Source organism: Paraburkholderia sp. SSBN10T (genome assembly GCF_056619545.1).
The window spans coordinates 273,546-298,631 of sequence record NZ_JBWQQI010000004.1 but is presented as its reverse complement, the minus strand read 5'-3'; the positions used below and the strand labels follow the sequence as shown (position 1 = coordinate 298,631).

Here is a 25,086-nt window from a genome sequence, read left to right as displayed (position 1 = left end):
CATGTACTCAGGCATCTGGTTGCCGCTCGTCACGCCGATGCGTAACGGCGAAGTCGATATCGACGCTCTGCAGCATCTGGCGAATGACTATTCGCATACCGAAATCAGCGGCCTGGTTGCGCTCGGCACAACCGGCGAAGCGGCGTTGCTCTCGGAAACCGAGCGGGTCACCGTGCTGCAGGCCATTACCGACGTGGTCGGTGGGCGTCTGCCTGTGCTGGTTGGAGTGGGCGGCCCGGATACGCGCGAGGTGGTCCGCGAACTGCGCCGCTACGAGCACTGGGATTGCAGCGGCTATCTGGTCTCGCCGCCCTCTTATATGTGCCCGGACCAGGCCGGAGTGCAATGGCACTTCGAACAGGTTGCGAGTGCAACCGAGCGCTCGGTCGTGCTGTACAACGTGCCGCATCGAACCGGCGTGGCAATCGCACCGGACACGGTCGCGCGCCTCACCGAGCTCGACAACGTCGTCGCCATCAAGGAGTGCGTGAAGGATAACTTCGAGAAGCTGCGCAGCGTGCCGGTCAGCCTGCTGTGCGGCACGGACGAGGCCTTCCTCGACTGCATCCGCCAAGGCGGCGCCGGTGGCATTCTGGCAAGTGCTCATGTCTGCGCGGATCTGCTGATCGAAGTCCAGGCGCTCGCCGAGGCGAAGCGCGAGCCGGAAGCTCAAACGCTGTTCGCTACCTTGCAGCCCTTGATCAAGCTGCTGTTTTCAGCCCCCAATCCGTCTGCGATCAAGGCCATGCTCGCGTTCGATCATCCCATGACAGACGAGACCCGCATGCCGATCAGCCGCGCCTCCGCCGAGCTGGTGGCGCGCCTGAGCGAAGCCCGCGAGGTGTTGCAGGATCTGCGTGCCGAATTTGCGGTAGCCACTCAGTCCGCGACGTAGTCGGCAAAAAGCCGGCAGACGCCGTTCGCATCCTCGCACGCATGCAGTTGCTCACGGAACTCGTGATCGCAAAAGCGTTCCGCCACGTCCGCGAGCAGCCGCAGATGTGTCGAGTTTGCCCATTTCGGCACCAGCAACGCGACGATATCGCTGACCGGCTTGCCGTCCGGCGCATCGAAAGCAATTGGCCTCACGGGGCGCACATACAGGACCATCGCGTGCCGCAGCCCCTTGATCTGGCCATGCGGCACGGCGACGCCCTGGCCGAGCCCGGTCGAACCCATGGCTTCACGTGCTTCGAGACCGGCAGTCACAACAGCGGCAGGCAACGCGTGATGTTGTTCGAAGAAACGGCCTAGCTGGACGAACAGGTCCTGGCGGTTCGCAACCTCCAGGCCCAGCAGCACATGCTCCGGCGACATCAGCCGCGCAATCGCACTGCCGGCGACGCCGTCGTCGTCGAGCTCCGCAGTCGCGTCGGTCCGGTCCACTGCGCCCGCCTCATCCGCAGCATCAACGGCATTGGCCGCATTCATGCGAGGCACCGCGTCGGCATGCATCAAGCCACGCCAGGAGTCGGTGGGAGCGTCAGGGACTTCGAAGAGCTGGCCCAGTTCGGCCGTGGGCGCCAGATGGGCAACCCGCTGGATCGCCCCGTCGACGGCTGTCTTGGGCAGATAGAGCGACAGCCGCACGCGGCCGGTTCCGGGCACTGGCGCGACCCGGATGGTCCACGGCTGGTCGCCGCAGTCGCGCGTCAGCGCCTGGCGCAAAGGCGTGGCGTGTTGCGCATCGAGCGTGACGTGCATCATCACGTTGCGGCCCGGTTTGGCTTGCGGCCGGGACCGGACTGCATGCTTGCCCGCGCCGAGCAGCGCGCGCAGGCTCGTCATTGGGTGCGTCATGTCGCCCCTCGCTTCGTTTACCTGATGTCAGGCTACACGAATCGGCGTCAAGCCCGCGTAAAAATATTGACCGTGTGGGCATGTGCCAACCGCGCCCGGACCGATTGCCGAGCCATTGACGATGGCAATCGGCCACTAGCGGCGCGGCGCGGCACGCGAAGCCGCGCGTCTTCAGGACATCACACCCCAGACTGCGCCGACGATGCCGGCAACACTAACGAGTACGGCAACGCCCGAGACCAGCCAAAGATAGATTCCGCGCGGACGATGCGCTTCGGCAAGCGAGGTCACGCTAAGCGCAATCAGCAGGCCGACCACCAGCGGCAACATCAAGGCATTCACCACCTGGGCCGCCACGTTCAACGACACCAGATCAGGCGCCAGCCAGACAAGGTATGCACTGCCGGCGACCGACGCCACGTACACGCCGTAAAACCACGGCGCGCCAGTTGGCCGGTCTTCGAGCGAGCGCTTGTAGCCCGCCACTTCACCGAGCCCCCAGGCGAGCGAGAGTGAACAGACAATCGCCGCCACCATCGAGGCGCCAAGCACGCCCGCGCTGAACAGAACGCGGCCCGCCTGCGGCCCCACCACGGTCGCGAGCGCATGGCTGATCTCCCCGACGCTATCCAGCGTGTGCGACTTGCCGTCGCCCGCCAGCGTAGCGGCAGCGGCGACCAGTACCGCCCCCGTGAGCAATTGCGTGAGCACCGCGCCAAGCGCCGTTTCCGTGCGGGCTGCCCCATAGTCTTGCGCGGTGAGCTTCTTGTCGGCGACGGCGGCTTGCTGATAGAACACCATCCACGGATTGAAGGTCGCACCAATCAGCGCCGCCGCCATATAGGCAAACTCGCGATTGCCGAACGGCAGGCTCTTCAGTTGCCGGAACGCGTCGTGCATATCGGGGTGGGCTTTCCAGGCCACCACGAAGAAGGTCAACTCGAACGCGCCGATCAGAATCGCCGCCTTGTCGACACGCTTGTGCGAACCGGTCAGCACCACCGCGATCAGCGCGAGCACGGCAAGCGGCAAAGTGACGGAGCGCGATACGCCGTACATTTCGCCAATCCCAGCCACACCGGTGAACTCCGTCACCAGCGAGCCCAGCACCGCAATCACCAGCCCGGCCGCGGAGATCCATGCCCAGACCGCGCCGAAGTTCGAACGGATCAGTTCGCCGTGCCCGCGGCCTGTGAAGATGCCAAGCCGTACCGTGAGTTCCTGGACCATGTAAAGCAAGGGGATCAGGCCCAGCAGCACCACCAGCAGTTGCAGGCCCCACTGGGCGCCCGCCTGCGCCGCCGTGACGACATTGCCGGCATCGCAATCGGCCAGCATGACAAGGAGGCCCGGCCCCCACAAGGCAAGCCAGCGCAGATTGGGGGAGATCTTCGGTTTGAACAGGGAGGCACCGGACATGCGTTCTAATAAGCAGCGAGGTTGAGTTAGGCGGATGTGTCGAATGTCACGGCGCCCATTTTGCCTTCATGAAAGCGGCGTGACGCCGTACGATAGCAGGATATGCGCGCACCTCGACCGGCATCACCTCCGTCAAGGCGGGCACCATCGCGCCGTTATAGGCGCCGAAGAAGATGTTAATCCGCCAACCGCCTTATTGCCCCGTTTGCGCCGCCATCCTGCCGACTGCGGGCCAAACCATCTCCAGTTCCAGTGCGATCGAACGCGCGAGCCCCTCCATATCCGGAAACAACGATGCGTTCGTAATGTTCATCCGGTACAGCGCGCGCATCGCGTCATCCCGAACCGAGCGCGGCAAGACGACTTTGCGCAACAGCTCGTCGTCGCTGGAGTAATGGCTGAGAATTTCATCGAGCGGCTCCTGCAGCAAACCCGGCAACACAAAGGTTCCGGCCTGAGCAATCAGCCGCTGGTCCATTTCCGCGGGTTCGCCGAACCAGATCACCGGATTCTTTTCAGTCAGGAAGAATTTCTCGAAGTTGCCTTTGCGACGCGGATCGATCATGTCGCGAGTCAGATGCGGCGTGCGTGTCGGAATGGCGCGATTGGTCCACAACGCAGGCGTATTCACCGCGAAAATCGCGGCGTCCGATACGGCGCGCTCCAGCGCAAAGAAGGCCGCAACGAACGGCGATTTGGTGAAATCGAGCATCCGCGTCGGTGCGCCGTGGTGCTGCATCAAGCCCAGGCAGCGCAGGTCATCCGAGAGCGCGCGCACGTCGGACAGATAGTTGTGGGCCTTGCGGCGAAAAATGCGAATGGCGCGCTGCTCCTGAATCCGCCATGTCGAGCGGTCAGGCACAAACGCCGCCAGGTAACGTGACAGCGAACTCTGCAACAGCCAGTTGGCATCCTGCTGACCTCGAAATGCCCAGCCATCGAGCTCGGCGGTCAGGCTCATGAACTGCTGCCAACTCGAAACCACCGTCGTCTTCACCTTAGGTATACCTCGCTCAGTTCTTGCTTTCGATCCTGCAGGCCGAATCCAGCGCCGCCGCGCGCATCGCACGCTCGAGCGCGGCGCCGTCGTTGGCGTGAACCCGATACAGTGGCTCGCCTGCCGATACCGTTTGTCCAACCTTGCACAGCAGGTCGATACCGGCCCCGGCGTCTGCGGGCGCGCCGGCCTGACGGGCGATCTCTGCGATCAGCCAGCCGTCGATCGACGTGACGACGCCGTCATGCGCAGCCGTGACGGTGTGAACCTGCCGTGCCGGCAACATGGGAGAGGCCAGCCTCCCCTGCACGTCGACGATCCGCTCGAACGCGGCGCGCGCCGCCCCGCTCGCCAGCAGCGCTTCGGCGATCCGCCGGCCCTCTGCCGGGTCCTGCACAGCCGGCGCCCATGCCAGAATATGCGAGGCAAATGTCAGTGCCTTGTCACGCAAGTCGACGGGTGCGTCGACATGGTTATCGAGTACGAGACCTGTGTCGCGCACCTCCAGCGCCGGGCCGATGCCACGCCCGACCGGCGCCGTGCCGTCTGTCACCAGCGCCTTGACCGTCAGCCCCAGCCCGGCGCCGACATATTCGAACAGCGCGCCAAGCATGCGCGCTTCCCCGGCGGTTTTGAGCTTGGCGCGCGGCCCGCATGGCAGATCGACGATGACGTGAGTCGAGCCGGCAGAGCATTTCTTCGACAGGATCGACGCCACCGACCAGCGGTTGGACGCCAGCCCAAGCGGCCGTGTAAACGCATTGATGCGCTCGTCGATCAGCGAGTGATTCAGGCGGCCATTCCAGGCGATGCAAGCCCGCGCTTCGTCGACACAGCGTCGCACCTCCTGTGCCGTCAGGTCGACACGCGCGACCGTCTCCATCGCGTCGGCGGTGCCGGCAGCAGAAGTAATGGCGCGCGAGGACGTCTTCGGCATCGCCAGACCGTAGGCCGCGACGATCGGCACCACAATCAGCGTGATCCGGCTGCCGGGAATGCCGCCCAGCGAATGCTTGTCGACGACGATCGGCTCATTCCAGGCGATCCGGGGCATCCGCTTCGCCCGCGCCCTGGCGAGCGCCAGCACTTCCGCATCGGCCAGATGCTCGCATGCGTGCAGCAGAAAGCGGTTGATGTCGCGCTCGGCATAGCGCTGCGCCAGCATATCGTCCAGCAGCGCATCGTATTGCGCCTCGTCGAGCGCAACGCCCGCCAGCTTGGCGTGCAGGAACGGAGCGCTCGCGGGAAGCGGCAGGATCGCGCGTTCGAGCGCCGCCAGGAAACGCTCGATGCCTTGCTGCAGCGTCCCGTCGTTGGCGACCTGCAGCGTCGGCACATCCGCCGCGTGCGCCGCGACCTGGCGCTGCACTCTCAGTTGCACCTGCTCGGGCGTTTCGCGCCCGCGTGCCAGAATCCGCTCGGCCAGCACCTCGGGCGGCGCACTCACTTCGATCACGACCATCCGTGGCACACGCGCCGCCAACGCGGCAATCATGCTGCGCGAGCCGTTCGCAATCACATGCCGGCCATTGGCCAATACGTCCAGCAGATCGCGCCGCAAGCCGTAGCTCAAACCGTGTGCCGACCAGGTAATCAGGAAAGCCCCCGTGCGCTCGAGTTCGGCGAATGCCGCTTCATCGAGCGCTTCGTGATTCTCACCGGGCGATCCGGCTGGCCGCGTAATCACGCGGCGGGCCAAGCAGAACCGGTCCGCGAGGTGGCGCGCACCCTCGATCAGCGCGTCCTTGCCGGCGCCGCTCGGACCGACCACGAAGAAGAAAATGCCGGAGGCCATGAGCCGCTTATTCGACCATTACTCGGCCTCGTCCAGACCGATGTCGACGCATGCCGCCGCCTGATTGATCTTGCTGGTGGAGATGTAATCGACGCCGGTCTGCGCGACCGCACCGATGGTCGCAAGGCTAATGCCGCCCGATGCCTCCAGCAGCACACGTCCACCGACGATCTCCACGGCGCGGCGCATCTCCTCGACAGACATGTTGTCGAGCATGATCACATCGACACCTGCTTCGAGCGCCTCCTTGACCTGCTCCAGGCGGTCGCATTCGACTTCGAGCTTCGTCAGCACCGGCAACTGGCGGCGCGCACGCTGCACGGCTTTGGCGATGCCGCCACACACGGCAATATGGTTGTCCTTGATCATCACGCCGTTGTCGAGGCCGAGCCGGTGATTCAGGCCGCCGCCGCAGGTCACGGCGTGCTTCTCGAGCATGCGCAGACCCGGCGTGGTCTTGCGCGTATCGATCAGACGCGCTCGCGTGCCCGCCACCGCGGCGACATATTCTCCGGTCAGGTTGGCAATGCCCGACAGACGCTGCACGATATTGAGCGCCGTGCGCTCGGCCGTCAGCACACTGCGCGCCGTGCCGCTCACCTCGAGCAATACGGCGCCCCGCTCTACCTTGTCACCGTCTTTCACGCGCACCACGACCTCGAGCGTCGGGTCGTAGCGCTTGAAGATACGTGCCGCCACGTCGATGCCGGCCACAATCAGCGGCTCGCGTGCATTCATGAAAAAAGCGCCGGTCTCGTCCGCCTCGATCATCAACTGCGCGGTCAGGTCGCAATAGCCGATGTCTTCGGTCAGCCAAAGGTCGATCAGGCGATCCGTCTGGAATACGTCATACATGTTTTCTCCACCTTTCTGAATGAAATGGAATCGATCGTTCACAACCTATGACACACCGCTCAGCGATGCTTCAGGCGCCGGTCGGCCATCATCAGCAAGCCATTGCAAGAGAGCGCGAACACGCTCAGAAACAGCGCGACCGCCATGATCGTGCGGATGTCCCCAAGGTTCATCGCGCTCGTCAGGATGTAGCCGAGCCCGCGCTGCGACGCGAACATCTCGCCGATCAACACGCCAAGCAAGGTCAGCGAGAAGCCGAGCCGCAAACCGGCCACCACTTCCGGAAAGATCGCCGGCAGCACGACATGGACAATCGTGCGGACAAACGACAGGCGCATGGTCTTCGAGGCACGCAGGTAGACCGGCCGCATCTGCCGGATTGCATTCATGGTGAACATCAGAATCGGAATCAGCCCGTGCATCACGCCAAACGCCACTTTCGCCGACAAGCCGAGTCCGAACACGAGCAGCACCAGCGGATACAGCGTGACCTTAGGCAGCGAATACAGGTTCAGCAGGATCGGTTCCGCGACCACGCCGGACAGGCGGTTCACGCCCAGCAGCACACCCAGCGTCACGCCGCCGGCCAGCGCAATGACGAGTGCGTAGACAAGCGCTCTCGCAGTCTCGCCGGCGTTGTCCCAGAACGCTGCCGTGCCGAGCATCTGGAGCAGCGCCTCGACGGTGCTCCAGGGCGAACTGAGGGAGCCGTTGCCGACCGCCCAGTGCAGACATTGCCAGCACACAACGACGACTAGCGCGACAAGCAGCGGATCGACGAATCTTTTCATGAAGGTATTTCCCGGTATCCGCATGCCTAGCGCTGCCGGCGGGCCTGAAACCGCTGGTCGATCCGGTTCAGCACCACGTTGACCAGCGTCACCAGCACCAGCACGAACAGCATCAGCGAATACATGTCGTCGTTCTGGAAGTTGTTGTACGCATAACCGATTGCGTAGCCGATGCCCGAACCGGACAGAATGAATTCCGAGGCGATCACGCCGATAAACGCATACGCCACCGCGAGCTTCACGCCGGTGAACAGATACGGCAGCGTGGCGGGCAGCTTGATGTAGATCGCGCAACGCCACGGCGAGAGCCGCATCACCTGGGCGCTCTTGTGCAACGCGCGTGGAATGCGGTCCAGCCCATTCAGTGTGGCGGTGATCATGGTCACGACCGAGAGCATCACCGCAATCGCGATGATCGGCAGCGAGCCGACGCCGAGGACGACAATAAAGACCGGATAAAAGATGAAGGTGGGGATCGCGTAGTAGCTCGATAGCAGCGGCTCGATCGAGCGGCGCACCGACGGCAGCGCGTGAATGCCGAGCCCCAGCATGAAGCCGAGCAGTACGGAGACGATTGACGCGGCGACAATGTTGACGAGGCTGGTGACGATGTCGTGGTCGAATTTGCCGCCGCGCAGCAGATCGATACCGTGCGTGAACATCGCGGACGGGGGAATCAGCACACTGGACGCAATGATGCCGCTGCGGCACAGCAGTTCGATCAGCACGATGAAACCACCCACCACGGCGATACGAAGCAGACTTTCGGCTTTCACTTCGAACTCCCAGGTTCGCAGGAAAAAACCGCGCGCCTAGTGCGCGCCCATCACCTTCAACGATTCGACTCGCAGCTTTTCCCACAAACGGGCATTGATCTCGCCGAAACGCGGCGTCGAGACGACGCGGCTGTCGCGCGAGCGCTCCCAGCCGGTCTCGACGATATCGATGAAAAGCCCCGGCCGCGCCGACATTACGCCAACCCGGTCGGACAGCATCGCGGCTTCATCGAGCGCATGGGTAATCAATAGCACCGTTGCCGAGGTTTCGCGCCACAGGCGCAGCAACTCGTCGCCCATCAGCAGACGCGTCTGCTGATCGAGCGCGCCGAACGGCTCATCGAGCAGAATCAGGCGAGGCTGCAAAACCAGCGTTCTGGCGATGCACACGCGCTGCCGCATGCCACCCGACAACTGCGACGGGTACGCATTGGCGAAGTCTTTCAGGCCCATGAAGCCCATCGCATAGTCGACCCGGCGCTTGATCTCCGCGCCATCGACTCCCGCCATGCGCAGTCCGAACGAAATGTTGTCGCGCAGATTCAGCCACGGGAAAGACGCGTCCTCCTGGAACACGACGCCTACCCCGTCGGGCACGCCCTTCACCGGCTGGCCTTCGAACATCACCGTGCCGGAACTCGGCGTGGCGAGTCCGGCAAGCGCATCGAGCAACGTGGACTTGCCGCACCCGGACGGCCCGACCACGGAGAAAAACTCGCCCTTGGTCAAGGTCAGATCGATCGGGCCGAGCGCATGGAACAGTTCTTTGGAATCGCTGCGCGTGAAATAGCGGGTCACGCCGGTAAGTTCGGCATGTGCCTCGGGCAAGGCCGCTTCGCGCTGTGCCGGCAACTCGACAACCTGCAGCGTCGGATGACCGTTGCGCGCTTTCATAGCGAACTCTTCGCTTTCAGATCGGCGGGCAGGAAGCTGGTATCGACGAGCTTCGACCAGTCGACATCGCCGTTCAGTTCGCCGACGAGCTTGAGGCCTTCCGTCATGCGGTCGAGTTCGGTGCGATCGAATTCGCCGTCACTCCACATATGCGACTTGACCATATTGTCCACGGCTTCGCGTGCGACATCGGGCGTGAGCTTGAAACTCGCCTGCAGCAGCTTCGCGGCGCCGGCCGGGTCGGCGTACACCGCATCCACGCCTGCGCGGCGCCCGGCAATGATGGCGCGCAGTTCGTCGGGATGCGCTTTGGCAAATTCGCGGGTGGTGATGCCGACCGAGGTGGTCATCGGTTGCAGAATGTCGCCCGCCCGATAGACGGTGCGGTAACTGGCCTTGCGCACGATCGACAGCGGCTCGATCAGTACCGCACCGGAAACCGCCCCCTGCTCCAGCATCGTCAAGCCGTTGACATAGCCGCCCGAGGCGACCCGGGTCACCTTGCCCGCGTCGATGCCCTTTTGCTTGAGCACCATCAGCAACAGCATTTCGGAAACGCCTTTGGGCGAGGTGATCGCGACCTTCTTGCCGGCCAGGTCCGCGACGCTCTGCACGTTGGCGGCGGGCATCGTGACCATCGACGCTTCCGCGACACTGCGGGTGCCGACATTGACGATCACCAGATCCAGACCCTGGCGTTGCGCGGCAAGCGCAGCCGCTACCGCGACTTCGCCGTACGGCGTCTTGCTGGCGAGGATATTGCGCACCGTCGTGCCGCCGCCGCTCGACGTCAGGATGCCGGTAATGTCGACGCCGGCCTTCTTGAAGAGGCCCTTGTCCATCGCAACCGCATACGGAAGACCGTACAGGCTGCTGCCCCACTGCGTGACGGAGATATCATCGGCCCGCGTCACCGGCACGCCGATGACGCCAGCCGCTAATAGCACCAGCAGCACCAGCGACGCGCCGAGCGTCGCGCCGATCCGCCTGACGAACCACTTCATATAGAGCACTCCCGACGTTGAAATCAGATGGCTATAGTAGCGGTGCACCGCCAGAGCGCCCGGCTAAAAGTGCCAAATGAGCGTACACGCGGTAATTGGAAGCTTAGTCGCAATGAGCATGCCACCGTTAACGGTGTTTACCCGCGACGGCATCAGCGCGGGATAAAACGCATCAAACCCTTTAAATTCAATACCCTGTACTCTTGAACGAGTCCGCTTTCAACTCTGTAACCCGACGTACCCGGAGAGCCGGAGCGCACCACAAAAAAACATGTACACACTATAAATGCGCACGGTGCGGATTCAGCCCATGGCTGGTGCACGTTGCACCGGCGCCATCGAACTGGACACAAGACCCGTGAGCGCCGCCGCGGCGGCATGGGCGATAAACGTCTGCGTCACTCCAGATCCGGGCCGCAGAGCTTGCGCAACAGATACAGCACCGCCACCCGCTCGACCGCATTGAGATCGCTCATGGTGAGTTCGCTGATATGCGCAGCGGTCGGGGTGGTCACGTCGAGCAGTTGCCGTCCGCGCTCGGTCAGTTCGACCACGCTCTTGCGGCGATCGTCCTGATTGGTCTGCAACTCCACCAGCCCCCGCGCCTGCAGGCGTTCGATGATGCCGCGCACGGTTGCCCCGTCGATAGCCGTGGCCTTGCCGAGATCGCTCATCGACGAAGGTCCGAGCCGCCGGTTCGCACTGAGTACCGCGAACTGCACCGCGGTCAGTTGTGGATCGTCGATGGTCTGGGCGAAGATCGCCAGATGGCGCTGGTAGGCCCGGCGCAGCAGATGACCGATCTGCTCCGAGAATTCATAGCTGGAGATATCGAACTGCGTGGGTGGCGTCGGCTCGGAAGGGAACTTGGGCGGCGCCATGATCGATAGATCTCTTGAAGGTGATGTCGTGGATCGAAACGGGGCAAGACCACGTCATTCTACAAAGATTTCACGTGAGGACAACGCCGGCCCGTTCCGCAACGGCGCAAATCGCCGCCGGCGACAAAGCAACGTGCAACGCGCAAAACAGCACTTTTGACCAAGACGGGCTCCATGTATGGACGACTATACTGTCCCCATCGAAATCCTGTGCACTTGATGCCGTTTGCTGCGATGCCCCATTATCTTTGCCATGAGCAGCCCGATCTGCTCGAGTTCGAAGCCAGCGTAGTCGACGCGCGGCCCGGCGCCGTGCTGCTGTCGCGCTCGGCGCTTCACCCCGGCGGCGGCGGTCAGGTCTGCGATACCGCCACGCTCAGACATGCACACGGCGAAGCGCGTATCGTCGGTGTGTCGGTGCAGGGCGGCGGCTATTGGCATGAGCTCGATACGCCGCTCGAACTGACGGGCGAGGTTCTCGTTTCGATCGATGCGCAACGGCGCTCGACGCTTGCGCAACTTCATACCGCGACCCACATCCTGAACGCGCTCGTCTATCAGCACTTCGCGGGTGCGCTGGTGACCGGCGCGCAGATCAACGCGGACGGCAGCGCGCGCATGGACTTCGACCTGCCCGAGGCGGATAACGACGCCTTGCGTGCGCTCGAAGGGCCGCTCAACGACGTGATTCGCCAGGGACTGGACGTACGCGCCAGCTACATCGCGCTGCGCGACGCCCAGGCGACGCCCGGGCTGATCCGCAGCCTGTCGGTCGCGCCGCCGCCCACGCCGGACGGCACCATTCGGATTGTCGAGATCGCCGGGCTCGACCGTCAGGCATGCGGCGGCACGCATCTGACGAACACTGCACAGTCGCACCCGGTCCGCATGACGAAGATCGAGAACAAGGGCCGCCGCAATCGCCGGGTCCGCATCGAGCTTACATAGGGCAACTTGACATATCCAGGAAGCAGCCATGGCAAGCGGCAGCTCGACACAGCAAGTCCTTTACTGGCGCGACGGCGCGCTCGAGGGCGCGGCACTCGCAACCGCGCGTTACGGCGCACACGAGTTCGAGCGCCACGTGCATGACGAACTGGTGATCGTGATGACCGAGTTCGGCGCGGGACAATGCCGCACACGCGCCGGCAGTGAGGTGTCCGGCGCCGGCACCGTGCTGGTCTTCGAGCCTGGCGAGTACCACTGTGGCGCAGTCTGGCAGGATCAGGCGTGGCACTACCGCGCGATCTACCTCGATATGCACGGGCTTGCGGCACTGAGCGCGGTCTTCAGCGACGACTCGCGCGGCGACCGGCCCTTGTCCATCCCGCCCGGCCTGTATTGCGACCCGCAGTTATGCAGGCTGCTGTTGAAAGCGCATGCGAGTCTGGACCAGAACAACCGAACGCCGCTGATGGAACGGCAAGCGAACTGGTGGGCGGCAATGGGCATGCTCTTTGGCCGCTACGGTCAGCCAAGACCTGTCGTCAACGAGCTGGGCCGCGACACGCAAAAGATGGCGCGCGTGCGCGACTACATCGCCGCGCAATTTGCACGCGACATCCCGATCGACGAACTGGCGGAAGTGGCGAACCTCAGCCGGTATCACCTGATGCGCGCCTTCTGCAAGGAGTACGGTCTGCCACCCCATGCGTATGCGAATCAGCTCAGGCTGATCGCCGCAAAGCAGTTGCTGGTCGCCGGCCGCACTGCGGCAGACGCAGCAGCGAGCGCGGGCTTCTACGATCAAAGCCACCTTAACCGGGTCTTCAAGCGCGCTTACGGCATCACGCCCGGCGCTTACGCCGCGCTAAAGCCCGCGCTCTAGGTCCAGGCCGACGGAGCGGATCCGCCCGCACCGCACGAGTGCGAGCTCACTCAGGCATGCAGCAACAATTTCTGCACACGCCAGTTCAACAGCTCGGCGACGTAGAGCACATTCTCAGAAGGACAAGCCATTTGATGAATCCAGCCGAACTGCTTCAGTTGCTTGCCGGATTCGCCGAGCACGCCCAGCACCTTGCCCTCTAGCGTGAGCTTGTAGATGCGCCCGGGAAAGCCGTCTGAACTGTAGAGCACCTGGTTGGGACCCGGCGAGATGGCGATCGCCCAGGGCGCACCGGGCGCGAAGGTACCCGCGGCAATGGCCGCCTCGTCCGGCGCATAACCGATCGCCGGACGTGCCCCGGGAGGCACCGGTACGTCGATCGTGAACTGGCGCAGGAAGTTGCCCTCGCCGTCGAACACCTGAATGCGCCGGTTGCTGCGGTCGGCCACATAGACGCTGCCGTTCGCGTCGAGCGCAATGCTGTGTGGCGTATGAAACTGGCCGGGGCCCGTGCCACGCTCGCCCCACGATTTGAGCCAGTTGCCGTCCTTGTCGACCTTGGCGACGCGCGAGTTGATATAGCCATCGCTGATGTACGCGTTGCCGGCCGCGTCCCAAGCCACGTCGGTCACTTGCCGGAAGCGGCCCGGCTCGGCGGGCAACGGCGGATTCGGATGTTTGAGCGGACCGGTCTCTTCGTCAGCCGCCTCCTGCTTGCGGCCGAACACCATCGCGACACGTCCCTCCGGGGTGAACTTGATCACCATGTCCGAGCCTTTGTCGGTCACCCAGATGTTGTCGTGCGCGTCGATCTTGACCGTGTGTGCAAACGACCAGGCGTACAGGTTGCGGCCAATCTCGCGGATGAAGCGGCCGTTCGGCGCGAATTCGAGCAACTGCGCGGCGGCCGCGCCATAAGCCGGACCGCTCGAATTGCCGCGCGACAGCACGAAGATGTGGCCTTTCGAATTGAGCGCCACGCCCGAGCACTCGCCAAAATAGACGTCGCGCGGCAAGCGCACCGGGTCGGGCACAGAGTCATAGGGTATGGACGGGACAGTCTCCGTCTCCGCATAGCCGAAGCGAGGCATCAACGCGAGTGCGGCAGCGCCCTCCCCCGCAAGAGCCAGAAAACGCCGCCGGGTGACGGAGCGATGCTGCAGGTCCCCGCAGCATGGACAGGATTCCAAATGAAGGTGGTTCATCGACGTCGCCTCCTTGTTATTCCCTTTCTGTTGGCTTGCTGTTCGCTCGTTCTACGTCAAACGCGCCGCTCTCACTATAGTCCATGTTCCGCGGCACATGCAGCGCGCTCACGCTGCCGGCCCGATGGCTGATCAGGCGAAGCAACTGCGCAGTGCAGTAAGGGAAATCTTTGAAGGGGCTCTTCGCCGGAGTCAGAAAGAAGCCAAGCGGAAAGTCTTAGCTGGAGTGACGCTGGACGGTGCTCCATTCAGCAACGCCGCCGTTGCCGAAGGCGGGTGGAATTCGTGCGAGGCATTCCTGGTAGACCGCCTCGGTACGTTCCGCGAATGCCTGCAGCGAAAACTGCGCGACGCTTCGCGCCCGCGCTGCCATACCCGCCAGCGTCACTTCGAGCCGGTTGCCAAGCAAATGCATCAACAGTTGCGCCATGCGTTCGTGCTCGTGCGGCTCGACGATCCAGCCGTTCACGCCGGCATCCACGTTCTCGGGCAGACCGCCGCAGCCGGAGACGATGACCGGTTTGCCCATCGCCATCATCTCGCGGCACGCAAACGAAAGCGTTTCCCGTTGCGACAGCACAAAGCCCACGTCCAACGCTGCCACGAGGGGGCGCACGTCGCTCAGCACACCCGTGAAGATCACAAGATCCGTCATGCCGAGTTCGGCAACGCGTGCGTGCTGCTGGGCATCGGGCATTTGACCGGCAACGACAATGCGAATCCGATCGCGCTGCGCGGCCGGCAACAACGCCACCGCGGCCACCATATTCAGCCAGCCTTTGTTGCTGTCTGTGCCGGCGACGCTGCCCACCAGCAGCGCATCGCGAGGAATCACCGAGCGCCAGCGGTTGCGCAGCCGCTCGATCACTTCGGTTCTGACCGGCGCAAAGCGGCGCAGATCGATGCCATGGTGCACGACCCACACCACGTTGCGGCCATAGACCGTCCTGGCGAGACGGCGCCGGGTGTAATCCGACACGCAGATGACCGAGTCGGTGCCGAGCTTCCCCTTGAGCCACGTGCTCAAGCCGCTCACCGGCAGATCGTTGTGTTTCGTGAAAACGATACGCGGTCGGGTCCGCCGCAAGCCGAGCGTCGCCAGCATGACGATCCGGTGATCGGCCGAGCCGTTGACGTGCACGATGTCGAAGCGCCTGTTTGTTATCAGTTGACGCAACTTCCAGCCCGATCCGACCATCGCGCCCAGCCGGTTGCGAAACTCGAGCGCAACCACCTCGACACCCGCAATCTCTTTCGCGCTTCTATAAAGCCGGCTCGACAGCGGCGCCGCAATCGTCACGCGATGGCGCGTGCTCAGCGCCCTGGCGAGGCTGAGGATGTACGTGGTATGGCCGCCCCCATCCCCGTCGTGAAAGTTCGTATACAGGATTCTCATGACCACGCTTCGTTCCGGAAGTGTCTGGCCCGCTTGAACCAGTAATACGCCCGCCCCCAGACGGGATCCTGGTAACGCTGTACCTTGCGTGCCAGCCACTGCGCGTCCTTGCCGTTGTCGACGAGGCGGTGAATGCGGTAGGGGTCGCTGCCCGGCACGTTGCGTCGCAGGTTCCGGGTCGTGTAGAGATACTCGAACCCTGCCGCTTTGGCAGCATCGATGTAATCGGCGTCGAAATAGCCTTCAGGCCAGCACAGGTGACGCGACGCAGCCCCGAGGCGCTCGCTCAGGATCGCCTTCGACTGCTCGAGGTCGACACCGATGTGCCGGCGCTTGCCGGCGGCGTCGCCGCACAGTTGATCCCAGCGCCGGTGGCTATGCGTGTGGCTGTGGAATTCGAAGGTGCCCGCGGCGCGCATCAGTTCGACCTCGCTCCAGCGCACCGTCACCTCGTCGGCGCGACCGTCCTGCACGAGCCGCTCGCAGGCCTGATGTGTGCGCAACGGCCCCGCACGCTCCGCGCCGATCGAGCGAAACGCGCCGTCATGGACGCGGCCGGTGATCAGAAACATGAGCGCATTGAGCCCGTAACGCAGCAGAATCGGATGCGCGTGGACGTAGTTGTCCAGGTAGCCGTCGTCGAATGTGAGCACAATCGATTTGCGCGGCATCGGCGCGCCGCGCAGAAACCGCGCGAATTCGTCCGCCGTCAGCGTGACGTAGCCGTTCTTTGCCAGCCACCTGATTTGCGACTCGAAGTTCTCCGGCGAAATGGTGAGCGCTCCACCGGCCGGTGAAACATGGTGATACATCAGTACCGGTATCGATTTCGCAAACGATTCAGTCGTTTGGATCATTTACTATGCAAGCCAGAAGGTGTTTTATCGATTGCGAATCGAAAATGCCGGTCAGTTCCTGACGGGAGCGCGGCTTCTCTCGACAAACCGCCGCCCTGTACGGCTCTCCCGCACGGTCAATGCGATCACGAAGTAATCTGTTTTAATATTAGAGAGAAGAAACTCGGCGATCTATGGCTGCTTTGTCGAGATTTGTGTCGCTATGTCGAAGGCGCGCATGAATCTCGACAAAAGACCCGCTCGGGCGAGCTTGACCGGCCCTTAGCCAGGCGCTCTGTGGAAAGGTTGGAGTCGCCAAAGGCGCTAGAGAGGTAAACAGCAAAGGGACGCAGCGCCGCAATAGCGACGCTGCGTCCCGATGTGTCAATGAAGGTGAGGCGGCACGCTCACGTCGTGCCGTATCTTGCGGCCTCGAGCCGTTGGTGCTTGAAGCCTTAAACCCGCAGCGCGAACCGTCGCAACTGACGCACCACTTCGGCGACGCTGCCGGTCACGACCTTGTTGCGGAAAGCGCGTGTCACGACCTGACTCGACATTGCGTCGTAGTACCAGACACCCACCTTCCGCCCGCTCAGCTCGACGATGCCACCGACGCTATCTTCCGGCCCATCCTCCACGGACACGACCAGCCTTACCGATGGCCCATGGCGCATACGCTTTCGTCCTTGTTCCGCCGGGTGCTCATCCGCGCGCAGCGGGCCGCGTTCACTTCGGAGCCGCCACCGGCGCTGCCGCCACCAATGAGTCGTTCTTGAGCTGCCTGACGGCGTCGGCTGCGGTCGGCGCCAGCTTCTGTTCGACCAGCGAGGCTTCGAAGGCGTCGTGCTGCGCCTGCTTCGCCTGCTCATAGTCCGCATCCAGCTCCGCGATGCGCCGCTGATACCAGCTCAGAACGCAGGCCTTGTCGGTACAGTTGTGCTGCCGCCAAAGCCATTGTTCGATGCGGGCGGACTCCACCGAGCGCGGATCGAGGCTCGTCTGAACCGCACGTTGATAGGATGCCGCCAGCTTGTCGTCAAGGCTGGACAGTTGCGGGTCCTGGCAGACGATTTTTTCGGATGCCGAAGCCTTGCTGGTGCAATGGAAGCTCGCCGCCGACGCAGCGCCGGCGAACGTTGCGCACGCCACCAGAGCGCAGACGGACAGGATTTTCGACGGCGTTGCAAAAAACCGGGTAACAAATGGAAAGGCAGTATTCGATGTAAACATGACTCACCCTGTACGAGGAAATGACTGGATCGCAGCGGATTGCAGCGTGCTGTACGCGGGCTCACGGCAGCCCCGATCACAGCGAAGGATGCAGCTCGCGTGAAGGCAGAATAGTCGCCCTGATGCAAATCCAGGCCCGGAAAAAAGGCCCTCGCATCACAAGTGCTTACGAAACGTTTCCTGAGCGGGACATTCGCAAGCGCCCCGTGCAAAGACGTACGCCGCTCCGGTCCCGTGGCGCGGAACCGGAGCGGCGCATTCACACCGTCTCTACTCAAACATCAGAACTTGTACGTTGCGCCGATCTGGGCATAACGGCCAATGTAGGTGTACAGCGACGTGTCATAGTAGGTCCGACTCAAGTACTGCCACACCGGGTCATACGGCGGCGCACGGTTGAAGATATTGTCGATGCCGGCATACAGCGTCCAATGCTTGAAGCCGTTGTAGCTGGCGAACAGGTTGAACTGGCTGTATGACGCGACAGCAGGCGAGCCGGAGACAATCGTTTGTGCGTATGGGCCGACGAATTGCCAGCTCAGGGTGGCGGTCCACTTCTGGTATGCCCAGCTTAGCTGGGTGTTGCCTTTCCAGCGCGGGAACGAGGCACCGAATACCGTATCGATTGCGCCATTGTTGCCTGCATAGTCGTCCGCAACGCCATTGCTCGGCATCGTGAAGTGCCATACGTACGCCCAGTCACCCGAGAGCGTAAAGGTGCCGATCTTCGTCGGCAGAGATTGCCTGAACGTCGCTTCGAAACCATCCGTATGCAGGTACGAAAGATTCTCGAAGCCTACGTTGTAGACCGACTCGTTCGGGTTCGCGGCAACCAGCGCCGCAATGCTTTCCTGGCCGATCACATTGGTGACGTCGATCTTGTACCAGTCGATACCAATGTCGGTATTGCGGGTCGGCGACAGTTCGAAACCGATGTTGTAGTTTTTCGTGCGTTCGGGCTTCAGGTTCGGATTGCCGACGGAATTTTCGTAGACGTCCTTTCCGTCGACGGTCTGATAGCCGAGACTCGCCTTTTCAGAGGTTTCTACCAGCGTCGGCGCACGGAAGCCCCGGCTGTACGACGTATACATCGTCAGCATCGAGATCGGCTGGTAGCGCAGTGCGAAGCGCGGCGAGAAGGCTCCGCCGAAATCGTTGTAGTGGTCGTAGCGGCCCGACTGACTGAAGGTCAGGCCACGCAAAATCGGAATGTCGATCTGGTAGTACACTGCCGCGACATTGCGCTCGCCGTCCACTGACTGCGTTTCAGGGTTCAGGTAATCCGTGGAACCCGGGCCGATATATTCGCTCTGGTGCTGGAACTGTGCGCCAAAGCCGATACCCACGTTACCGGCCGGCAGCTTGAACAGGTCCGGCGTCGAGATCGTCGCATCGAGCGTATCGAGTTTCGAAATGGCCTGATCGTAGGACGTGCCGAACAGGCCCGACAACGAATTAAGCGTGTTGGCGCTGAACGTGCTCTGCGTCACGCTGCTCAGATAGTTCGACAGCACCGACGCGTTGATCTGGTTGCCATACGAGTTGGACACTTCGCTCTGGGAGTGCCCGTAAGACGTCGACCAGTCCCAGTCACCGAACTTGTCCGTATTCAACGTGCCTTTCAGTCCGGTTGAGAGGCGGTAGAAGTTGGAAACCGTCGTCACCGATTGCGTGTCGGGGAAGTAGTAGGTCAGCCCGGTGCCGCCGACCGTGGCGTTAAACGGAGAGACCACGCCGCCCGATTCAACCAGTGAGGTGCCCAGGGTATTGCCGGAGGTGAATCCCGCCAACCCGATGTCGGTCTTGGTAGTGGTATAGCTCTCCCATGCATCGACAAACGCCTGCACGTTGTCGTTGATCTTGAAGTCGCCGTGCACCTTGAGGCTGGTGCGTTGAGTTTCCGGCTCGATAGATTCCGCGCTCGCGCCATTTCGCGAGCACACCGTACCGGAGCCCTGGGTCTCGAGGTTGTTCGCCGCCGATGTCACGCTGCTCCCGGCTCCGCAGTTGCTCAGCGCCTGCGTGCCGGTAGCCGTATTCCAGTAAGAGCTCGGCTGCGAGAAGAAACCGCCGTTCTTGCTCGAGTAATCCTGGTTGCTGGTGATGTCCCGCTCGTCCATGGTGACGCCGCTGGAGCGGTAGTAGCTAGCGGCAGCCGTAATGTTGAAGCCGTCCGAAGTCAGATTGCCGAAGCCGCCCAGCACGCTGAAGTTCGTAGTGCCCGCACCGCCGTGCTGCGCACCGCCGATGCTGCCGTCGAGCTGCAGACCCTGGAAGTCATGCTTGGTGATGATGTTGACCACGCCCGCAATCGCGTCCGAACCGTACTGCGACACGGCACCGGTTTTCACAATCTCGATGCGGTCGATCATGTTCGTCGGCAGCGTATTGAGGTCGAAGAACGTATCGGTGCCGTTCACCGCGAACGCAAAAGGCGCGGCGCGCTGACCGTCGATCAGCACCAGCGTGTATTTTTCGCTCATGCCGCGCAACGCGATGCCGGCGCCGCCTGGTGCGAAGCTCGAGGACGTGCCTTCGCTCCAGCTACTAGCCGAGTTCGCAGTGGTCGAGCGCAGGTAGTCGGCTGCCGTGGTCGAACCGCTTTGCTCGATATCCTTCTGCGTCACTGTCTGGACCTGGTTGAAGCCGGTCTTGTCCGAGCTGCGAATCAGCGAGCCTGTCACCTCGAAGGTCTTGATCTTGGCAACCTTGTTGCCCGAGGTTCCCGTCGCCGCCACGCTGGAGGCAGCAGCAGGCGCCGCTGCCTGGGCGCCCGAGGCCGGGGTGCTATCCGTGGCCGCTGTCGCAGCAGCACTTCCGGACGTAGCCGGCTGCGTCTGCGCGAGCGCAGGAACAGCAAATGCGGCCGATAAGGCCAGTTCCGCCCAAACGATCCTTTGGATAGCGAGCGTCAAACGCCGTAGTTTCATTTCCCCTCTCTCTTGTCAGTAGAGACCACATCCATAGTGAGAAGCCTTGTGGACTCATCACCCCGATCTGCAAGCACGGTCGGCGCATGGGCCGGCCGTTCATGCTGAAAATTAAATTTCTCTTCTTTTCATTACATGTCGCAGTACTAATTACACTTCTATTTCCACGCCCTTTCGAATCAGCCGGAGCAGAGCAACGCACGCAAAGATGAACAGGCGTGCAGCGTCCTTCACCTCAATGACTGGCGAATCCCGGCGGACTTACGGTGACGGCAGAGTGAATACCGAATGCCGTTTGTGCATGGCATGGCCGTGACCAATGATTCGTCATGCGAACCATGTGGTCACTTGATCACTCCAACACGGGGTCTTGTGCGGCAGGAGAAAGTTATCAATTCATAAACCCGTCATCAAACTTTTTTTGACGTCCGTCGCGTTTTAAACCACGCTTTTCCCTTTCGTCGCCTTACCTGACGGAACAAACGATCCACGGACCAGCAGAGATCCAGCCTCTCCCGGAAACACATCTGTCGGCCGGCTGGCCTGCCTGGCCACTTACACAGCATTACCCATAACCACATCCGCCCGTTTTAAGACATAAGATGACCCCACACTGCTTCTTCACTCGTCGCAGTGGTCGTAAACACTTGTTCTCGTCCGCCTTATGACCGTAGGGCGGACTTTTTTCATCCGCCACCGGATGGCGCCGGAACCTCCCCATTGCCCGATCCTCGGGCGCGTGACCCTGTCGGCAGGTGTCACGGTCTTGTCATTCCTATCGGTTTCAATATCTTCGCTGTTGCGGGTTCGCTCGCGCAGACTGTGAAGGATTCGTGAAGCGCGCCCTTTTTTGGCCGAGAGACCGTGCACCAATACATCTAGACGACTAGATGTTGAAGATTGCCTTGCTGGGTGCATTCCCAGACGGATATGTGTTCTTTCGTCTGACTACGCGCCCTCGATTTTTTGACTATCAGTTGTGACGTACGCCCTAAAATTCATCTAGACGTCTCCATACGTACACCGATGTGTCATATGAGATTCCTAGAATGATCCGAATTGCATAGCGGGGTCAGGCCAGCAGCACATCCCTCCTTGATACAGAAGGCGGGCACGTTGTCCGGCGTTGGTCTTCAAGCGGTTCGGCGCGGTTCAAATATAACTTGAGGAATATATGAAGTTGTCCAAAGTTTTTACCGCTGCGGCACTGACCGCCGGCCTCGTTTGTGGCGTGGCACATGCGGCAGGTACCTGCCCGAATAACGGTGTGGTTCGCTTCGGCGTCGAGCCGTACGAATCGGCACAACGTATGCTGCCTGTGTACACCGACCTGGCCAAGATGATCGGCGACAAGCTCGGCTGCACCGTGCAACTCTACGTCGCCACCAGCTACAACGCTGAAATCGAGGCCATGCGCAACAACAAACTCGAATTCGGCCAATTCGGCCCGCTCGGTTACGTGCTCGCTCATCAGGTGGCCCACGCTGAAGCAGTCGCCACGTTTGCCGGCGATCAGGGCAAACCGGCCACCTACTACGCCTCCATCGTCACCTGGCCCGGCTCGGGCATCAAGACGCTCGCCGACACCAATGGTCATTCGTTCGCCTACGCCGATCCGGCCTCCACGTCAGGCCATCTGTTTCCCGCCTACGGCTTGAGCAAGAACGGTATCGATCCGGACAAGGGCGTCAAGGCGATCTACGCGGGTAGCCACACCGCCTCGTTCGAAGCGCTGCGCAACCACAAGGTCGACGCCGGCGAACTGAACAGCGAAGAGATTGCCAGCGCCAAGCTGCACAACGAGTACGACCCGGCGGCCTACGTGACGCTGTGGCAATCGGAGCCGATCCCGCTCGATCCGCTTGCGGTGCGCGGCGACCTGCCCGAAGATTTCAAGGCCCGTCTCGCGAGTGTGCTGAGTTCGCTCGATCTGCACCAACTGCCGGAGGCCGACCAGAAATTCATGGCCGCGAGCGCGACTCCTCAACTGAGGACCGTGCCGCAGACCGATGCCGCCTACAACCAGATCCGCGATCTGGTCTCCACCCTCCATATCGATCTGGCCAAACTGTGAATACCCTGTCCAGCGCTTCCGGCGACCTGCCGCTGGACCCGGTCGGCGCATTCGTCCCGGCCGGGTCCAGCATGCCGGCAACGGCCCAACGCGCGACGCTCGCTCGCGGCGTCAAGCTTGCGGTCCGTGACCTGACAATGCGGTATGACAACGGTCACACCGCGTTGCGCAACTTCAACCTGTCAGTCCAGGCCGGCGAGATGGTGGTGGTGCTGGGCAGCAACGGCAGCGGCAAGTCCACTTTCATGAAATGCGTGGTAGGACTGAACCGGCCCACCGGCGGTGCTGTCGAGCTGGCCGGACGCGATCTGGCCACACTCTCGGGCAAAGCCTTACGCCAGGCCCGCCTGCCGCTCGCCCTGATTTCCCAGAATGCGAATCTCGTCAAGCGCCGCAGCGTGCTGGCGAATGTCTGCTGCGGCACCTTGGGGCGCCACCGCACGGTCGCGACCGCGCTCGGGCGCCTGCCACGCGACGAAATCGAACCCGCCCGCGCCTACCTCGACGAAGTCGGCTTGCTGCATCTGGCCAGCCAGCGCGCCGGCACGCTCTCCGGCGGTCAGGCTCAGCGTGTAGCTGTCGCACGTGCATTGGCGCAGCGCCCTCACGTCCTGCTCGCCGACGAGCCGGTTGCGAGCCTCGACCCCGAAGCCGCGGACGAAGTCATGCGACTGTTGCGGCGTCTGGCCAGCGAGGACGGCCTCGCGGTGGTTTGCGTGCTGCACCAACCCGATCTGGCAACCCGTTATGCCGACCGGCTGGTGGGACTGCGCAGTGGACAACTGGCGTTCGATCAGCCCGCCTCGGCGGTCTCCTCCCAGCAGATTGCGAGCCTCTATCTGGCCGAGGCAGCATGAACAAGGCACTTGAGATGCGCGCCCCGGACGTTTCATCCGGAGTGCGAAACTTCTGGTCGGTATGTATCATCGTCATCATCCTCGCCCTGTTCGTGCAGGCGTGGATCGTCGTGCAGGCCCGTCCACAGGATCTGGTCACGGGTGCGCACGGTATGGCCGATATCATTTCGCGGGCCATGCCACCGGCCTTCGATCAGTTCGTGCCGAATCTGTGGCCCGTTCTGGAAACCATCGACCTGGCGATTTTCGGCACCGTATTCGGCATCCTGCTCGCCTTCCCGCTGGCGATCCTCGCCGCCGCCAACGTGACGCCGGCCAAGCCGCTGTATTACGCCGCACGGGCGATCATCGGCGTGACCCGCGCGGTTCCCGATCTGGTGTGGGCACTGCTGTTCGTCACGGCGGTCGGGCTGGGGCCGTTTCCGGGCGCGCTGGCGCTGGCGGTCCATTCCGTCGGCATGCTGGGGCGGCTGTTCGCCGAGGTGATCGAAGACATGGATATGGGCCCGGTCGAAGCACTCACCCTGACCGGCGCCGGGCGCCTGCAGGTTCTGAGTCACGCGGTCGTGCCGGGCGTGCTGCCCTCGCTGCTCGGCATAGGACTCTTCCGCTTTGACGAAAACCTGCGCTCCTCGCTGGTGCTCGGCTTCGTCGGCGCAGGAGGCATCGGCTTCCAGTTGCTCACGGCGATGAACCTGTTCCAGTACCAGACGGTGTCGTTTCTGTTGATCGCTACCTTTGTACTGGTCGCTTGCGCCGAGCGCGTGTCGGCCTATCTGCGCGGGCTGGTCGCCTAATCGAATCACGAGAACTCGCATGCTTATTGATCATGGCGTTCCTACCGACCCGTGGACGCTTGGCCGTACCTTGACGGAGGAGCCCGATATCCATTCGTCGTCGCTGGTCCGTTCCAGCGATTTTGGCCGCTATACGTACCTTGGACCGCGCAGCCATGTCGCCCAATCGGTGCTCGGCGACTACGGTTATGCGATGGGCGACAATCAGATCGCCCACGCCTATATCGGCAAGTTCGCCAATATCGCCACCGGCGTGCGGATCAATCCACCCAACCACCCTGCCTGGCGCGCCACGCTGCACCACTTCACGTATCGCTCGCGCTCGTACGGTTTTTCTCTCGACGACGACGCCGGAATCTTCGAGTGGCGCGCCCAGGACCGTGTCGAGATCGGGCATGACGTGTGGATCGGCCACGACGCCATCATCATGCCTGGCGTGAAGATCGGCACCGGCGCAGCGGTAGGCTCGGGCGCGGTGGTGACCAAAGACGTGCCGCCTTTCGCGATCGTGGTGGGAGTGCCGGCGCGGGTGCTGCGCTTTCGCGTGGACGCGCAAACGGCAGAGCGCCTGCAGCAGATTGCCTGGTGGGATTGGGACGCGGCACAGATCGACGCCGCGCTGGCCGATTTCCGCGAACTCAGTGCGCTCGAGTTCGCGGAGAAATACCATCGGTGATAGGGAAAGCTTGCAACGATCGTGCGAGGCGAGCGGCGCGCTTGC

General features: G+C 62.5%; 23 protein-coding genes. 7 read left to right on the top strand and 16 right to left on the bottom strand.

The annotated features are described in order from the left end of the window. The first annotated feature begins 1 nt into the window (after position 1). The gene (locus AC1ECK_RS08455; RefSeq protein ID WP_480317870.1) at positions 2-895 is read left to right on the top strand and encodes a 4-hydroxy-tetrahydrodipicolinate synthase family protein; all 894 of its coding nucleotides are present in this window, start codon (positions 2-4) and stop codon (positions 893-895) included. Here the strand turns inward: AC1ECK_RS08455 and AC1ECK_RS08450 are convergent. The 10 genes from AC1ECK_RS08450 to AC1ECK_RS08405 form a co-directional block, all read right to left on the bottom strand. Next, a complete protein-coding gene (locus AC1ECK_RS08450; RefSeq protein WP_480317867.1) occupies positions 880-1,800 on the bottom strand; it encodes a PTS sugar transporter subunit IIA in 921 nt (306 codons plus the stop codon). The two genes, AC1ECK_RS08455 and AC1ECK_RS08450, sit on opposite strands and share 16 nt — an antisense overlap. Before the next feature lie 171 nt (positions 1,801-1,971). Then, positions 1,972-3,219, bottom strand: a complete 1,248-nt coding sequence (locus AC1ECK_RS08445) for an NRAMP family divalent metal transporter (protein ID WP_480317865.1) — start codon at positions 3,217-3,219, stop codon at positions 1,972-1,974. A 193-nt stretch (positions 3,220-3,412) separates the two neighbouring features. Then, a complete protein-coding gene (locus AC1ECK_RS08440) occupies positions 3,413-4,180 on the bottom strand; it encodes an FRG domain-containing protein (protein WP_480317862.1) in 768 nt (255 codons plus the stop codon). 52 nt (positions 4,181-4,232) lie between these two features. Beyond that, a complete protein-coding gene (phnN, locus tag AC1ECK_RS08435) occupies positions 4,233-6,011 on the bottom strand; it encodes a phosphonate metabolism protein/1,5-bisphosphokinase (PRPP-forming) PhnN (RefSeq protein WP_480317859.1) in 1,779 nt (592 codons plus the stop codon). 18 nt (positions 6,012-6,029) lie between these two features. Continuing rightward, complete coding sequence (nadC, locus tag AC1ECK_RS08430) at positions 6,030-6,866, bottom strand: carboxylating nicotinate-nucleotide diphosphorylase (RefSeq protein WP_480317856.1); 837 nt, start codon at positions 6,864-6,866, stop codon at positions 6,030-6,032. A 59-nt stretch (positions 6,867-6,925) separates the two neighbouring features. Continuing rightward, entirely contained in the window at positions 6,926-7,657 is a 732-nt protein-coding gene (locus tag AC1ECK_RS08425) for an ABC transporter permease (RefSeq protein ID WP_480317854.1), read from the bottom strand. Between the two features lie 26 nt (positions 7,658-7,683). Then, positions 7,684-8,433 (bottom strand): ABC transporter permease, encoded by a 750-nt coding sequence (locus AC1ECK_RS08420; protein ID WP_480317853.1) that lies wholly within the window; start codon positions 8,431-8,433, stop codon positions 7,684-7,686. Positions 8,434-8,469: 36 nt separating this feature from the next. Continuing rightward, a complete protein-coding gene (locus tag AC1ECK_RS08415) occupies positions 8,470-9,327 on the bottom strand; it encodes an ABC transporter ATP-binding protein (protein ID WP_480317852.1) in 858 nt (285 codons plus the stop codon). Continuing rightward, positions 9,324-10,331, bottom strand: coding sequence for an ABC transporter substrate-binding protein (locus tag AC1ECK_RS08410; RefSeq protein WP_480317851.1), 1,008 nt, complete (start codon positions 10,329-10,331; stop codon positions 9,324-9,326). Before AC1ECK_RS08410 ends, AC1ECK_RS08415 begins: the two co-directional genes overlap by 4 nt. A gap of 398 nt (positions 10,332-10,729) precedes the next feature. Next, on the bottom strand, positions 10,730-11,212 hold the full coding sequence (locus AC1ECK_RS08405; RefSeq protein WP_480317850.1) for a MarR family winged helix-turn-helix transcriptional regulator: 483 nt from the start codon (positions 11,210-11,212) through the stop codon (positions 10,730-10,732). Positions 11,213-11,446: 234 nt separating this feature from the next. Between AC1ECK_RS08405 and AC1ECK_RS08400 the strand changes: the two genes are divergently transcribed. Together AC1ECK_RS08400 and AC1ECK_RS08395 are read left to right on the top strand one after the other, a co-directional pair. Then, positions 11,447-12,160, top strand: a complete 714-nt coding sequence (locus AC1ECK_RS08400; RefSeq protein WP_480317849.1) for an alanyl-tRNA editing protein — start codon at positions 11,447-11,449, stop codon at positions 12,158-12,160. Positions 12,161-12,188: 28 nt separating this feature from the next. Continuing rightward, the gene (locus tag AC1ECK_RS08395) at positions 12,189-13,040 is read left to right on the top strand and encodes an AraC family ligand binding domain-containing protein (RefSeq protein ID WP_480317848.1); all 852 of its coding nucleotides are present in this window, start codon (positions 12,189-12,191) and stop codon (positions 13,038-13,040) included. Between the two features lie 50 nt (positions 13,041-13,090). On the opposite strand, the gene AC1ECK_RS08390 is transcribed toward AC1ECK_RS08395, so the two are convergent. From AC1ECK_RS08390 to AC1ECK_RS08365, 6 genes are all read right to left on the bottom strand, one after another. Next, positions 13,091-14,245 (bottom strand): peptidyl-alpha-hydroxyglycine alpha-amidating lyase family protein, encoded by a 1,155-nt coding sequence (locus AC1ECK_RS08390; RefSeq protein ID WP_480317847.1) that lies wholly within the window; start codon positions 14,243-14,245, stop codon positions 13,091-13,093. A 217-nt stretch (positions 14,246-14,462) separates the two neighbouring features. Beyond that, positions 14,463-15,641 carry a glycosyltransferase gene (locus tag AC1ECK_RS08385; RefSeq protein ID WP_480317846.1) on the bottom strand — a complete coding sequence of 393 codons (1,179 nt, stop codon included), beginning with the start codon at positions 15,639-15,641 and terminating at the stop codon, positions 14,463-14,465. Beyond that, complete coding sequence (locus tag AC1ECK_RS08380; RefSeq protein WP_480317845.1) at positions 15,638-16,498, bottom strand: polysaccharide deacetylase family protein; 861 nt, start codon at positions 16,496-16,498, stop codon at positions 15,638-15,640. Before AC1ECK_RS08380 ends, AC1ECK_RS08385 begins: the two co-directional genes overlap by 4 nt. A 434-nt stretch (positions 16,499-16,932) precedes the next feature. Further along, on the bottom strand, positions 16,933-17,151 hold the full coding sequence (locus AC1ECK_RS08375) for a hypothetical protein (protein WP_480317844.1): 219 nt from the start codon (positions 17,149-17,151) through the stop codon (positions 16,933-16,935). A gap of 52 nt (positions 17,152-17,203) precedes the next feature. Beyond that, complete coding sequence (locus AC1ECK_RS08370) at positions 17,204-17,707, bottom strand: lysozyme inhibitor LprI family protein (RefSeq protein ID WP_480317843.1); 504 nt, start codon at positions 17,705-17,707, stop codon at positions 17,204-17,206. A gap of 281 nt (positions 17,708-17,988) precedes the next feature. Beyond that, positions 17,989-20,637, bottom strand: coding sequence for a TonB-dependent receptor (locus AC1ECK_RS08365; protein ID WP_480317842.1), 2,649 nt, complete (start codon positions 20,635-20,637; stop codon positions 17,989-17,991). Positions 20,638-21,811: 1,174 nt separating this feature from the next. On the opposite strand from AC1ECK_RS08365, the gene AC1ECK_RS08360 reads away from it, so the two are divergent. From AC1ECK_RS08360 to AC1ECK_RS08345, 4 genes are read left to right on the top strand one after another with little or no spacing between them, the layout of a single operon-like run. Then, positions 21,812-22,711, top strand: a complete 900-nt coding sequence (locus AC1ECK_RS08360) for a phosphate/phosphite/phosphonate ABC transporter substrate-binding protein (protein WP_480317841.1) — start codon at positions 21,812-21,814, stop codon at positions 22,709-22,711. Further along, complete coding sequence (phnC, locus tag AC1ECK_RS08355) at positions 22,708-23,568, top strand: phosphonate ABC transporter ATP-binding protein (protein WP_480317840.1); 861 nt, start codon at positions 22,708-22,710, stop codon at positions 23,566-23,568. Before AC1ECK_RS08360 ends, phnC begins: the two co-directional genes overlap by 4 nt. Further along, complete coding sequence (phnE, locus tag AC1ECK_RS08350) at positions 23,565-24,365, top strand: phosphonate ABC transporter, permease protein PhnE (protein ID WP_480317839.1); 801 nt, start codon at positions 23,565-23,567, stop codon at positions 24,363-24,365. The genes phnC and phnE overlap by 4 nt, the downstream gene beginning before the upstream one ends. Positions 24,366-24,384: 19 nt before the next feature. After that, complete coding sequence (locus AC1ECK_RS08345) at positions 24,385-25,041, top strand: LbetaH domain-containing protein (protein WP_480317836.1); 657 nt, start codon at positions 24,385-24,387, stop codon at positions 25,039-25,041. Positions 25,042-25,086: the final 45 nt, after the last annotated feature.